Source organism: Methylobacterium sp., assembly GCF_019750675.1.
In the GTDB taxonomy this organism is placed as follows: Bacteria; Pseudomonadota; Alphaproteobacteria; order Rhizobiales; family Beijerinckiaceae; genus Methylobacterium.
In genome coordinates this window covers 1-13404 of sequence record NZ_JAIEOF010000251.1, presented here as the reverse complement: position 1 = coordinate 13404, position 13404 = coordinate 1, and the positions used below count along the sequence as shown (strand labels likewise).

The 13404-nt window shown below is 69.6% G+C and carries 11 protein-coding genes; 5 read left to right on the top strand and 6 right to left on the bottom strand.

Translation table 11 applies throughout. The features are described 5' to 3' along the window. The first annotated feature begins 18 nt into the window (after window positions 1–18). On the top strand, window positions 19–618 hold the full coding sequence (gene pgsA / locus K2X24_RS12865) for a CDP-diacylglycerol--glycerol-3-phosphate 3-phosphatidyltransferase (RefSeq protein ID WP_238281780.1): 600 nt from the start codon (window positions 19–21) through the stop codon (window positions 616–618). A 14-nt stretch (window positions 619–632) separates the two neighbouring features. Further along, window positions 633–884 carry a molybdopterin converting factor subunit 1 gene (moaD, locus tag K2X24_RS12860; protein WP_292498653.1) on the top strand — a complete coding sequence of 84 codons (252 nt, stop codon included), beginning with the start codon at window positions 633–635 and terminating at the stop codon, window positions 882–884. A 4-nt stretch (window positions 885–888) separates the two neighbouring features. On the opposite strand, the gene K2X24_RS12855 is transcribed toward moaD, so the two are convergent. After that, complete coding sequence (locus tag K2X24_RS12855) at window positions 889–1815, bottom strand: metal ABC transporter substrate-binding protein (protein WP_292498651.1); 927 nt, start codon at window positions 1813–1815, stop codon at window positions 889–891. Window positions 1816–1969: 154 nt separating this feature from the next. Between K2X24_RS12855 and K2X24_RS12850 the strand changes: the two genes are divergently transcribed. Then, the gene (locus tag K2X24_RS12850) at window positions 1970–3778 is read left to right on the top strand and encodes an ABC transporter transmembrane domain-containing protein (RefSeq protein WP_292498648.1); all 1809 of its coding nucleotides are present in this window, start codon (window positions 1970–1972) and stop codon (window positions 3776–3778) included. A gap of 28 nt (window positions 3779–3806) precedes the next feature. After that, window positions 3807–4847, top strand: a complete 1041-nt coding sequence (locus K2X24_RS12845; protein ID WP_292498645.1) for an aldose epimerase family protein — start codon at window positions 3807–3809, stop codon at window positions 4845–4847. A gap of 46 nt (window positions 4848–4893) precedes the next feature. Here K2X24_RS12845 and K2X24_RS12840 read toward each other — a convergent pair whose 3' ends face one another. From K2X24_RS12840 to tesB, 4 genes are all read right to left on the bottom strand, one after another. Further along, complete coding sequence (locus K2X24_RS12840) at window positions 4894–7569, bottom strand: DNA translocase FtsK (RefSeq protein WP_292498642.1); 2676 nt, start codon at window positions 7567–7569, stop codon at window positions 4894–4896. A gap of 210 nt (window positions 7570–7779) precedes the next feature. Next, entirely contained in the window at window positions 7780–9285 is a 1506-nt protein-coding gene (locus tag K2X24_RS12835) for an ammonium transporter (RefSeq protein WP_292498640.1), read from the bottom strand. Window positions 9286–9388: 103 nt separating this feature from the next. Then, the gene (locus K2X24_RS12830) at window positions 9389–9727 is read right to left on the bottom strand and encodes a P-II family nitrogen regulator (protein WP_018044676.1); all 339 of its coding nucleotides are present in this window, start codon (window positions 9725–9727) and stop codon (window positions 9389–9391) included. A 353-nt stretch (window positions 9728–10080) separates the two neighbouring features. Then, complete coding sequence (tesB, locus tag K2X24_RS12825; protein ID WP_292498631.1) at window positions 10081–10959, bottom strand: acyl-CoA thioesterase II; 879 nt, start codon at window positions 10957–10959, stop codon at window positions 10081–10083. A gap of 294 nt (window positions 10960–11253) precedes the next feature. On the opposite strand from tesB, the gene K2X24_RS12820 reads away from it, so the two are divergent. After that, window positions 11254–12516 carry an FAD-dependent monooxygenase gene (locus tag K2X24_RS12820; RefSeq protein ID WP_292498628.1) on the top strand — a complete coding sequence of 421 codons (1263 nt, stop codon included), beginning with the start codon at window positions 11254–11256 and terminating at the stop codon, window positions 12514–12516. Window positions 12517–12597: 81 nt separating this feature from the next. Here K2X24_RS12820 and ppa read toward each other — a convergent pair whose 3' ends face one another. After that, window positions 12598–13146: an inorganic diphosphatase gene (gene ppa, locus K2X24_RS12815; protein ID WP_292498625.1), complete on the bottom strand. Its 549-nt coding sequence runs from the start codon at window positions 13144–13146 to the stop codon at window positions 12598–12600. Window positions 13147–13404: the final 258 nt, after the last annotated feature.

Genomic DNA, 13404 nt, shown 5'->3' with positions numbered 1-13404 from the left:
CATGGTTTCACGCCTTCGATGAATCCCGTCCTCACCCGACGCCGCTCGCCCGCCTGGACGTTGGCGAACTGCCTGACCTACGGGCGCCTCGTGGCGGTCCCGGTTGTGGTCGCCCTGCTCTATTGGCCGACCGAGCCCGGGGCGCGCTTCGGGGCGCTGGGCGTCTACATCCTGGCGGCCATCACCGACTACCTCGACGGCTACGTGGCGCGGACCTACGACCAGAGCTCGGCGCTCGGACGCATGCTCGATCCGATCGCCGACAAGCTGCTGGTAGCCGCCTGCCTGCTGATGCTGGCGGCCGACAACACCATCCACGGCTGGACGCTGTGGGCCGCCATCGTGATCCTGTGCCGGGAGATCCTGGTCTCGGGCCTGCGGGAATACCTGGCCGAACTGAAGGTCGGCGTGCCCGTGAGCAAGGTCGCCAAGTGGAAGACCACGGTGCAGCTCGTCGCCATCGGCTTCCTGGTGGCGGGCCCGGCCGGCGAGTCGATCCTACCCGGTACCGTCTGGACCGGTGCGGTGCTGCTCTGGCTCGCCGCCGCCCTGACGCTCTACACCGGCTGGGACTACATGCGGGCGGGCATCAAGCACGTCATCGACGATCCGCGCTGAGGGGCAGCATTTCCATGAAGCTCGTCTATTTTGCCTGGGTGCGCGAGCGCGTCGGCAAGGCCGAGGAAACCGTCGACCTGCCCGCCGGCCTCGTCACGGTGGCGGATCTGGTGGCGTGGCTGCGGGAGCGCGGCGAGGAATACGCCTACGCCTTCGAGACGAACGGTCTCGTGCGGGTCGCCATCGACCGCGTCCACGCCAAGCCGGATGCGCCCATCGCGGGCGCTTCCGAGATCGCCTTCTTCCCACCGATGACCGGCGGCTGAGGCATCACGGCTTCCGCAGAGCCGCGGTGAAGGCCGAGACGTTGTTGCGCATCATCATCACGTAGCTCGCAGCCGGTCCCCCCGGTCCGGACAGGGCGTCCGAGAACACCTTGCCTCCGATCGCGGCCCCGCTCTCGCGGGCGATCTGCTGCATCAGGCGCGGATCTGCGATGTTCTCGAGGAACACGGCCGGGACCTTCTCCTGGCGGATCTGGCGGATGATCCGGGCGACGTCGCGGGGACTCGCCTCGCTGTCCGTCGAAACGCCCTGGGGTGCGATGAAGCTCAGGCCGTAGGCTGCCGTGAAGTAGCCGAAGGCATCGTGCGTGGTGATCACCCGGCGCTGGGCGCTCGGGATGGCGGCGATCGCCGCGCGCACCTCCGCGTCGAGACTGTCGAGGGTGGCGAGATAGATCTTCGCGTTGTCCGCATAGGTGCTCGCGTTGTCCGGATCGACCCGCACCAGGGCGTCCCGGATATTGGTGACGTAGCGCTTGACGTTGGCGACGTTCTGCCAGGCATGGGGATCGTCGTGGTGGGCATGGCCATGGCCATGGCCGTGATCGTCGTCGCTGGCCTCGATCGGCTTGATGCCGGCCGAGGCGACGACGACCGGCGCCCGGGTGCCCGAGGCCTTGATCAGGCGGTCGATCCAGCCCTCAAGCCCCAGCCCGTTCACGACGACGATCCGTGCCTCCGCCAGGGTACGGGCATCGCTCGGCGCCGGGGTGTAGCCGTGCGCATCGGCGTTCGGCTGGACCAGGGTGGTGACGGCGACCCGGTCGCCGCCGACCTGCGCCACGAGGTCCCCGAGGATCGAGAACGTCGCCACGGCTTTCAGCTTGGGCGCGTCTGCGAGGGCCGGTCCGCCGCAACCGAGGACCAGAAGGGCGAGGAGCAGGATGCGCGGGAATGGGCGCCAGGACGACATCGACGGATCCTTGTGACGGGTCCGCCAGCCAATACTGTAACATTATCACATTTCCAAGCCGTTCGGCTTTCGCTTGATCTGCCGCGAGCGGGGACGCAAACACCCCGCAGCATCGCGGCGGACGGCCCCACGCACACGGAAAGAGCGGATCAGCATGGCGCGACGGGCGCTTCCCAAGGCGGACATCCTGCCCCTCCTGGCGCGGGTCTGGCGGATCTGGCTCCGCCCCCACCGGGCGACGCTGGCGGTGGTGCTGGTGCTCATCGCCATCGTGGGGGCGGCCACGGGCCTCTATCCGACGCTGATCAAGCTCGCCTTCGATGCCTTCGACAAGAAGGACCTGGCGGCCCTCGCCTACGCGCCGGTCATCGTCATCGCCATCACGTCGATCCGCGGCTTCGCGCTGTTCGGGCAGACGGTGCTGACCAACCGGGTCGTCACCCGCGTCGAGGCGGACATGCAGGCCGCCCTCTACGGACACCTCATCGACTCCGATCTCGCGCAGCTCGGCCGCGAGAGCCCGGCGGCGTTCACGCAGCGCTTCACCACGGATTTCGCCTTCATCAAGGAGGCCCTGACCCGCATCTCCACGGTGCTCCTGCGCGACATCGCGATGTTGATCGCCCTGGTGGCGGCGCTCCTGTGGATGGACCCGGTCCTCACCCTGGTGGCCGGCGTGGTGGTGCCTTTCGTGGCCGGCCCGATCGGCCGGGTCGGCAAGAAGCTACGCCGGGTCTCCACCAGCACGCAGGAGCGCATGGGGCTGACGGCCAGCCTCATCACCGAGAGCCTGCAGGGCGCGCGCATCGCCAAGACCTACGCCCTCGAAGGCTATCTGAAGGGCCGGGCCGAGGGCGCATTCGAGGAGGTCCGCCGCCTGAAGATGAAGGCCGCCAACGCGCGCGGGCGCCTCGACCCGCTTCTCGAGATCGGCGGCGGCTTCGCGGTGGCGGCCGTGCTGGCCCTCGTCGGCCAGCGGGTGACCTCGGGCGACCGGACGGTGGGCGACTTCACCGGCTACGTCACGGCGCTCCTCCTCGCGTCGCAGCCGATCCGCACCCTCGGTTCCCTCAACGCCATCCTGCAGGAGGCCGGCGCCGCCCTGCAGCGCTACTTCGCCCTGATGGACGAGGCACCCCAGATCCGCGAACACGCCGAGGCACGCCCCCTACGGATGGCGGGCGGCGAGATCCGCTTCACGGATGTCCGGTTCCGCTACCGCGCCGACGCGCCGGCGCTCGAGGGCATCGACCTGACCGTCCCGGCCGGGGCGACGGTCGCGCTGGTCGGCCGCTCGGGGTCGGGGAAATCCTCCCTCCTCAACCTCGTGCCGCGCCTCTACGACGTCACCGAAGGCGTGGTCAGCATCGACGGACAGGACATCCGGTCCGTCACCCTCGGCTCCCTCAGGGCCGCCGTGGCGGTAGTCTCGCAGGACATCGTCCTGTTCGACGACACGATCGCGGCGAATATCGGCTTCGGGCGTCCGGGCGCCAGCCGCGCGGAGATCGAGGCGGCGGCCGAAGCGGCGGCGGCGCACGGCTTCATCAGCCGCCTGCCGGAGGGCTACGACTTCGCCGTCGGCCCTTCGGGTGGTCGCCTGTCGGGGGGCGAGCGCCAGCGCATCTCGCTCGCCCGCGCATTTCTCAAGGACGCGCCGATCCTCCTCCTCGACGAGGCGACGAGCGCCCTCGATTCCGAGTCCGAACGCCTCGTCCAGTCGGCCCTCCTGCGCCTGATGGCGGGGCGCACCACCCTGGTGATCGCGCACCGTCTCTCCACCGTCCGCAACGCCGACCGCATCGTGGTGATGGAGGCCGGCCGGATCGTCGAGAGTGGAACCCACGATGCCCTGCTCGCCTCCGGCGAGGCCTATGCGCGGCTCCACCGGATGCAGGGCTCCGGGGATTTCGAAGATGCGGACCATCCGGTCCCGGCGCCGGAGGCCGGGCTCGCGCGTTGAGCCGTCGCCGTTGAGCCGGGGTAATTCCATGCAGGCAGAGCCGTTCGGTCGGACCAGGGCGGGTGAGGCCGTCACAGCCCACACCCTGGCGCGGGGCGCCGTGCGGGTGGAGATCCTCGATTACGGCGGGATCGTCCGGCGCATCGAGGTTCCGGACCGGGGCGGCCGCCGCGCGAACATCGTCCTCGGCGCACGGTATCTCGCCGGCTACGAGGCGAGCGACGCCCATTTCGGCGCCCTCGTCGGGCGCTACGCCAACCGCATCGCGGGGGGCCGCTTCAGCCTCGACGGCCGGGATCATCGCCTGCCGGTGAACGAGGGGCGCAACACCATGCATGGCGGCCCGGAAGGGTTCGACCGGCGGGTCTGGCGGGTGGAACGCGCAGAGGCGCACCGCCTCACCCTGGCCTACCGATCACCCGACGGCGAGCAGGGTTTTCCGGGCAACCTCGACGTGACGGTGACCTACAGCCTGGACGCGGACGATACCCTCGCCATCGATTACGCCGCCGCCACGGACCAGCCGACGATCCTCAACCTGACCAACCACAGCTACTTCAACCTCGCGGGCGAGGGCGCGGGCGATGTTCTCGGCCACCGCGTCGCCATCGCGGCCGACTCAATCCTGGAGACGGACGCCGAGCAGATCCCGACCGGCACCATCCTGTCCGTCGCCGAAACGCCGTTCGACTTCCGCAGGCCGACGATTCTCGGTGCGCGCATCCGGGAGGCGCATCCGCAACTCGCCCTGGCGCACGGATACGATCACACCTACGTCGTCGGGGGCGATGGTACCCTGCGGGCGGTGGCGGAGGCGGTCGATCCGTCGAGCGGACGCCGCCTCGGCGTGGCGACCACCCAGCCCGGGCTTCAGCTCTACACCGCCAACATGCTCGACGGGACGGTGACGGGCACAGGCGGCGGCCTCTACCGGGCGGGCGACGGCGTCTGCTTCGAGGCGCAGGGGTTTCCGGATGCGCCGAACCACCCGAATTTTCCCAGTACCGTATTGCGGCCGGACGAGACGTTCCGCGCCACCACGACCTATCGCTTCACCGTCGATCCATGAGGCGCGCCGCATAAGCCTCCCCATCGACCGCCGCCGGGAAGCGTCTCTAGCCCTGGTGCGGGTCCGCCTCGATCAGGATCTCGCGCTTACCGGCGTGATTGGCCGGGCCGACGATGCCCTCGACCTCCATCCGCTCCATCAGCGAGGCGGCGCGGTTGTAGCCGATCTGCAAGCGGCGCTGGATGTAGGAGGTGGACGCCTTCTTGTCGCGTAGCACCACCTGCACCGCCTGGTCGTAGAGATCCCCGCCGGCCTCGCCGAAGCTGCCCTGGTCGAAGAGCGCGCCGTCGACCTCGATCTCATCGCCCTTAGACCCCGACGCACCGTCCTCGTCGGCCGTGACGGCCTCGAGGTAGGAGGGCCGGCCCTGGCGCTTGAGGTGGGCGACCACGCTCTCGACCTCCGAATCCGAGCAGAACGGCCCGTGCACGCGTGTCGTGCGCCCGCCGCCGGCCATGAACAGCATGTCGCCCTGACCCAGCAGCTGCTCGGCGCCCATCTCGCCGAGGATCGTGCGGCTGTCGATCTTCGACGTCACCTGGAAGCTGATCCGGGTCGGGAAGTTCGCCTTGATCGTGCCGGTGATGACGTCGACCGAGGGACGCTGCGTCGCCATGATGAGGTGGATGCCCGCCGCGCGCGCCATCTGCGCCAGGCGCTGGATCGCGCCCTCGATGTCCTTGCCCGCCACCATCATCAGGTCGGCCATCTCGTCGACCACGATCACGATGTAGGGCAGCGCCGAGAGGTCCATCTCCTCCGTCTCGTAGACGGCCTCGCCGGTCTCGCGATCGAAGCCCGTCTGCACGGTCCGGGTCAGGATCTCGCCGCGCCCCCGCGCCTCGGCGAGGCGGGCGTTGAAGCCGTCGATGTTGCGCACACCGACCTTCGACATCTTCTTGTAGCGCTCCTCCATCTCGCGCACGGCCCATTTGAGGGCGATGACCGCCTTCTTCGGGTCGGTGACGACGGGGGAGAGCAGGTGCGGGATGCCGTCGTAGACGGAGAGCTCCAGCATCTTCGGATCGACCATGATCAGGCGGCACTCTTCCGGCTTCATCCGGTAGAGCAGCGACAGGATCATGGTGTTGATGGCCACCGACTTGCCCGAGCCCGTGGTGCCGGCCACCAGCAGGTGGGGCATCTTGGCCAGATCCGCGATGATGGGCTCGCCGCCGATGTTCTTGCCCAGACACAGGGCGAGGCTCTGCTTCGTCTCGGCGAAATCGGCCGAGGCGAGGAGCTCGCGCAGATAAACGGTCTCGCGCCGGGTGTTCGGCAACTCGATGCCGATGGCGTTGCGGCCGGGGACCACGGCGACGCGAGCCGAGACCGCCGACATGGAGCGGGCGATGTCGTCGGCGAGCGAGATCACGCGGCTGGACTTGGTGCCGGGCGCCGGCTCCAGTTCGTAGAGCGTCACGACCGGACCCGGGCGCACCGCCAGGATGTCGCCGCGCACGCCGAAATCGCCGAGGGTCGCCTCGAGCAGGGTCGCGTTCTGCTCCAGGGCCTCGGACGAGATCTGACTCGTGGCCGGCAGGCGCGGCGGCTCGGCCAGCAACTCGAGGGCCGGGTGCCGGTAGTTCTCGGCCTCCTGATGGACGGGCGGCGGCGCCCGGCGCGGCGCGGCTTGCGTGGGCGGCGGCGGAGGCGGCGCGACCCGCGAGCGGGCCGGCGGCGCGACCGCGTCGGTCGGGACGGGGGCGTAGCCCGCCTCGTCGTCGTCGGCATCCTCATCGTGGAGGACGGGCGCCGGCCGGCGGCCCGGGGCCTGCTGGGCCGGAACGGCGGGCTCGAACACCGGCTCACGGCGGCCATCGGCCGGAGCTCCGCGCGCGGCCGGCGGTTGGGTCGCCCAGGGCGCATCCTCCGGGGCCGCGAAGGCGCGTTGCGCGGCCAAAGCCGGCGACGCACCGGAATACGCGAGTGCGGTCGCGGCGGCGGCGCGCTCGGCCTTCCAATCGTCGATCCGGGCCGCGAGTGCGGCGCGCCCGCCCATGACCGCCTGGGCCATGGCGCCGAGGGAGACGATGCCGAGACTCGGCTCGTCGTCCTCGTAGCGTCCGTCCTGGGTGGCATCGGCCCGCGCCCGCGTCGCGGGGCGGGCGGGAGCGACGGGAAGGTCGTAGGCCTCGTCCTCCTCGGCATCGGCCTCGCCGACGCGGCAGGCACCCGTGAGGCACAGGATGGCGACGGCCGCGAACAGGAAGCCCGCGAAAGTGAGGAGCGGCGTGGCGACGATGCCCAGCATGGTGCGGGCGACGTGCATGAGCGCGTCGCCCGCGACCCCGCCGAGACCGGTGGGCAGGGGCCAGCGTGCGGTGGAGGGCAGCGCACTCGCGACCGCGCTCGCCGCGAAGAAACCGATGATCCACAGGGTAAGGCGCAGGCCGCCGCGCGGCAGAGCGCGGGTCCGCATGAGTTGGATGCCCCAGAGCGCCGGGGGCAGCACGAAGGCCAGCGAACCGAGCCCGAGCAGCTGCATGGCGAGGTCCGAGACCACGGCGCCGCCGGTGCCGAGGACGTTGTGGGCCGGGTGATCCGTGGCGTGGTTGAGGCTCGGATCGTCGATCGACCAGGTCGCCAGGGCGACCGTCAGCGCGGTGGCGCCGGCAAACAGCACGAGACCGCCCAACTCCGTCATCCGCTTGGCCAGGAACGGGCGAAAGCTGTCGACAAACGTATCGTAGGGCGATGCGGAACGGCGAAGCGAGCGCATGCGGTACCAGACACAACGGGGAACTGTCCGGTAACGCTAACGTCGGTGAAGTTAACGGCTGGCTAAGGTTGAGACTTCGCTGCCAGCCATGCCCCGGTATCGCTTCGGCTCGGATCGCCGGGCGGCTGAAACGCGAAAGGCCCCGGTCGCGCGGACCGGGGCCTTCCTGACGGATGCGCGAGGGATCGCGCATCCGGGTCGGTGCGAATCTTAGTAGTTGTAGGCGCGTTCGCCGTGATCGGCGATGTCGAGGCCTTCGCGCTCCTCGTCCTGGGTGACGCGCAGACCGATGGTCAGGTCGACGAGCTTGTACAGGATGGCGGAGCCGATGCCGGACCACAGGATGGTGAAGCCGACGGCCTTGAGCTGGCTCATGAGGGCGGCGGTGGTCTCGTAGGCGCCGACGGCGAGCTCGCCGGGCTTCGAGGTGTAGTCGGGCAGGCCGACGCCGCCAAGATCCGGGTTCACGAGGATGCCGGTCGCGATCGCGCCGAGGATGCCGCCGATGCAGTGGACGCCGAAGACGTCGAGGGAGTCGTCGTAGCCGAGCGCGTTCTTCACCGTGGAGCACATGATGAAGCAGACAGCACCGGCGACGAGGCCGAGGACGATCGAGCCCATCGGACCGGCGAAACCGGCGGCCGGCGTGACGGCCACGAGGCCCGCGATGGCGCCCGACAGCATGCCCAGCAGCGAGGGCTTACCCTTCAGCATCCACTCGACGAACAGCCAGGAGAGGGCCGCGGCGGCGGTGGCGACGAAGGTGTTCAGCATGGCCATGGCGGCGGTGCCGTTGGACTCGAGGTTCGAGCCGGCGTTGAAGCCGAACCAACCCACCCAGAGGAGCGAGGCGCCGATGGCGGTCATGGTCAGGGAGTGCGGGGCGAGCAGGTCACGGCCGTAACCGATGCGCTTGCCGAGCATGAGGCAGCCGACGAAGCCCGCGATGCCCGCGTTGATGTGCACCACGGTGCCGCCGGCGAAGTCGAGGGCGCCCCACTTGAAGAGCAGGCCGGCATCGGCGTTGACGGCGTCGAGGGCCGCCTGGGCGGTCGCCTTCGAGGCGTCGTCGGTGGCCGCGGCGAGCGCCTTGGCGGCATTGCCGACGGCATCCGGGCCGCCCCAGTACCAGACCATGTGGGCCATCGGGAAGTAGATGAGCGTGGTCCAGAGGATCATGAACACGACGAGCGCGGAGAACTTCATCCGCTCCGCGAAGGCGCCGACGATGAGGGCCGGAGTGATCATCGCGAACGTCATCTGGAAGCAGATGTAGACGTATTCGGGGATCACGACGCCGTTGGAGAAGGTGGCGACGGTGGAGTTCGCGTCGATGCCCTTCAGGAAGGCCTTGGAGAAGCCGCCGACGAAGTCGTTGAGGCCGCCGCCGTTGGTGAAGGCGAGGCTGTAGCCGAAGATCACGAACAGCAGCGCGGAGATGCAGGCGATCGCGAAGACCTGCGTGAGGACCGAGAGCATGTTCTTGGTGCGGACGAGGCCGCCGTAGAACAGGGCGAGGCCGGGCACGACCATCAGCAGCACCAGGGCGCTGGAGATCAGCATCCAGGCGGTGTCGCCCTTGTTCGGGACGGGCGCCGCCGCCGCGGCGGCCGGCGCGGCCTCCGTCGTCGGAGTCTGTGCGAGGGATGGCTCGATGAGCAGGAGCGCCAGCGCGGCGCCTCCCAGCCCGAGCGCCAGGGCATTGCGAAGCTTCATGGAAACGAGACTCCCGATCGGGGTGCGATGCTGGTTGGAAAGGGTTGCTGAAGCAGGGTCGGGCACGGAGGGACGCCAGGGGGGACCGCCGGCGGACACCGCCCTAGAGGGCGTCGACGTCGGTCTCGCCCGTGCGGATGCGGACGGCCTTCTCCAGGGGAACGACGAAGATCTTGCCGTCGCCGATCTGGCCCGTGCGGGCCGCCGCCGCGATGGCGTCGATGACGCTGCTGGTCAGGTCGGAGGCTACCGCCACCTCGATCTTCAGCTTCGGCAGGAAGCTGACCGCATACTCGGCGCCGCGATAGATCTCCGTATGGCCCTTCTGGCGGCCGTAGCCCTTGACCTCGGTGACGGTGAGGCCGTGTACGCCGATACCGGTCAGAGCGTCGCGGACCTCCTCCAGCTTGAACGGCTTGATGATGGCCATCACGATTTTCATGGGCGACGCCCCCTTGCTTACGAGTGAACTTGGCTACGAGCGAACCTGGCCACGAGCGAGCCCGGCTCCGTGAAACGAGCGTGCATGAGGACCACCGTCCTGTGCGCCAAGCGTCGCAACACGATCAGTCTGTCCGGTGCGCCGGGTCGTGACTGACCCGTGCACTCGCCTCTTATTCAAGGACTATGCCAGAGGAACTTTCTCGGCCCGCGCCATTCTGCCCAAGAAGTGGCCGAAGGCTGCCGCACGAGGCGGCGATATTCCGGCCAAGTTTGCGCAATGATGCGGCAGATTGGTTATGAAACCGGCATTCCTGGCTTTGCCGGTGCCTTCGCGCTGGCGATCGCGACCTGTTAAGCTTCGGCCCGACGGGGGCGGATCATGCCTTCCTGGGCCACCGAAGCGACGAGCGTCCCGTCGCGCGTGAAGATCTGGCCACGGGCAAAGCCGCGGGCGCCGTCCGCGCTCGGGCTGTCCTGGGCATAGAGCAGCCAGTCGTCGGCCCGGAACGGCCGGTGGAACCAGAGGGCGTGGTCGAGGCTGGCGGACTGGATCTCGGGGTCGAACACGGTCTGCCCATGCGGGATCAAGGTCGCGTCCAGGAGCGTCATGTCGGACGCGTAGGCGAGCACCGCGCGATGGATGGCCGGATCGTCGGGCAAGCGGTCGACGGCCCGCATCCAGACATGGAAACGGGGCTCGCGCGGCGCGCGGTGCAGATAGCGCTCGATCTCGACGGGGCGCAGTTCGATGGGGCGGCGCCGGCCGAAATACGACAGGACCGGGGCCGGGATCGCGAGACCGCTGCGCGCCGCCTCGGCGGTGGCGGCGGGCGCTTCCGGCACAGCTTCCGGAGGCGCCACATCCGGCATGGCTGCCTGGTGCGACGCGCCCGTCTCGGCATCGTGGTAGGAGACCGACATGGCGAAGATCGCGCGGCCATGCTGGTGGGCGACCACACGGCGCGTGGCGAAGCTGCGCCCGTCGCGGATGCGCTCGACTGCGTAGTCGATGGGCGCATTGGGATCGCCCCCCAAGAGGAAGTAGGCATGGAGCGAGTGCGGCGGCCGGGTCTCCGGCACCGTCCGGGAGGCCGCGACCAGGGCTTGCGCCACCACCTGCCCGCCGAAGACCCGGAACCAGCCCGTCTGCAGGCTTTCACCCCGGTAGAGATCCGGCGCGAGGGGCTCGAGATCGAGGATGTCGAGGAGTTCGGTGACGATGCCTGCCATGCGGCCTTCCTGCGCGATCGCCGCGACCGCCGTCGGAGTGTCCGGGGGTCGGGCGGTGGAATCCTTCACATGTGAACCATCGCGAAGGCAAGGTAGAGAGTCCGACTTCGGACGGTCCGGAAGGGAGCCGCCCTTCGAAGCATCGCCCCACGGGCGCGCGACACCCGGCATTCGACGCTCCGCTCCGAAATCACCGGCCGACTTGCGCGACCGACGACGGCTGGACGCGTTGCCCCCGGTCTCCGGGAATGGCACTCCGGCGGCGTGGGGACGAGTCGGCGGGAAGGTGACGCGATGACCGAAGCGGAGAGGCATTCACACCGGCGCAGCGTGGTCGTGGCCGGGGCCGGCATTCCCGGGCTGACCCTGGCGCTCGCGCTGGCCCAGGCGAACGGCCCCGCCCTCTCGATGACCGTGTGCGACCCCGGCCTCGCGGCGGGGGCGGCGCGCCATGCCGGGCGTGCCTACGCGGTGGCCGCCGGCGGACGCCGGATGTTCGAGCGCCTCGGCGTCTGGGAGGCGGCTTTGCCGGCGGCCCAGCCGATCCGCGACATGGTGGTGAGCGATAGCCGGCTTGCGGACCCGATCCGGCCGGTCTTCCTCACCTTCGCGCAGGACAAATCGGAGCCGGACGGCGCCCCGTTCGCCCATATGGTGGAGGCTGAGCCGCTGGCGAAGGCCCTGCTGGCGGCGGCCGAGGCGGCCGGCGTCGCGTTCGAGGCTCACGGGATCACGGAAGCGACCGCGACGGCGCGGGGCATCCGCATCGTGCGGGACGACCGACAGGTGCGGGACGCCTCCCTCCTCGTGGCCGCCGACGGTGGCCGCTCCCGGCTGCGCGAGGCCGCCAAGATCGGCTGGGTCGGGTGGTCATATCCGCAGATGGGCCTCGTCGCGACGATCGGGCACGAGCGCGACCACGAGGGCCGGGCCTACGAGCACTTCCTGCCGAGCGGCCCCTTCGCGATCCTGCCCCTGGTGGATGGCGGCTCCCTCGGGCATCGCTCCTCCATCGTCTGGACGGAGCGGGCGGCCGACGTGCCGGCCCTGACGGGCGGCGGCCCGGAGGAGACCTTGGCCGAGATCGAGCGCCGCTTCGGACTCAATCTCGGGCGACTCGCCCTGGAGCGCGGCCCGAGTGCGCATCCCCTCGCGTTCGGACTGGCCCGGAGCTTCCGCGCCGAGCGCCTCGCGCTCCTCGGCGATGCCGCGCACGTGATCCATCCCATCGCCGGCCAGGGCCTGAATTTGGGGCTGGCCGGCGCGGCGTCCCTGGCGGAGGCGATCACGGACGCGCTTCGCCTCGGACTGGATCCCGGCGGCCCCGATGTCCTCGCGCGGTACGAGCGCGCCCGCCGCTTCGACACCCTGGCGATGGGGGCGATGACGGACGGCCTCAACCGCCTGTTCTCGAACGACGTGCTGCCGCTGCGTCTGGCCCGCGACCTCGGTCTCGGCCTCGTCGACCGCCTGCCCGCCCTCAAGCGCCTGTTCATCGGCGAGGCGGCGGCGTCGCGCGGGTCCCTGCCGCGCCTGCTGAAGGGCGAGGCGCTCTGACGCGAAACGGCGACCCTTCCGCCGGGAAGGATCGCCGCAAGGCCTTCGCGCACCCAGGGGGCACGCGGTTGCTGGGTCGGTTTACTTGCCCTTGCTGGCCTTGTTGGCCTTCTCGCGCTCGATCCCTTCGAGGATCAGCCGATGGGCCTCTTCCTTGCCGCCCCAGCGCTTGATCTTCACCCACTTGCCGGGCTCCAGATCCTTGTAGTGCTCGAAGAAGTGCTGGATCTGGTGGATCGTGATGTCGGGCAGGTCGGTGTAGTCCTCGATGCGATCGTAGCGCATCGTGAGGTGGCGCGACGGAACGGCGATGATCTTCTCGTCCTCGCCGGAATTGTCCTCCATCACCAGGACGCCGATCGGGCGGGCGCTGATGATCGCGCCCGGCGCGATGGCGCGGGTGTTGGCCACCAGCACGTCGCACGGGTCGCCGTCGCCCGACAGGGTGTGCGGGATGAAACCGTAATTGCCCGGGTAGTGCATCGCCGTATAGAGGAAGCGATCGACCACGAGCGCGCCGGCTTCCTTGTCCATCTCGTACTTGATCGGATCGCCGCCGATCGGCACTTCGATGATGACGTTGACGTCCTCAGGCGGATTTTTGCCGATCGAGACCGCGTCGATGATCATGCCTGTGCTCCCGGGCCTACGGGCGTGATAGCCCTGTTGCCGGGTCTCTTAAGACGCTTCGGCCGCAAAGGAAATCATCCCTTCGGCAGAGTGGCGACGTTTGTATGAAAATGTCGACGTGCCCTCGGGGACCCGTCAGGGACGCTTCGACGACCCGAAGCGCCGGTGCCACGCGGCGGACAGCCGGGCCCAGGCCCGTTCGAGCCAGCGGGCCGTATGTTCCAGCGGAACCTTGAGGGCCGGCACGTCCTGGCTCAG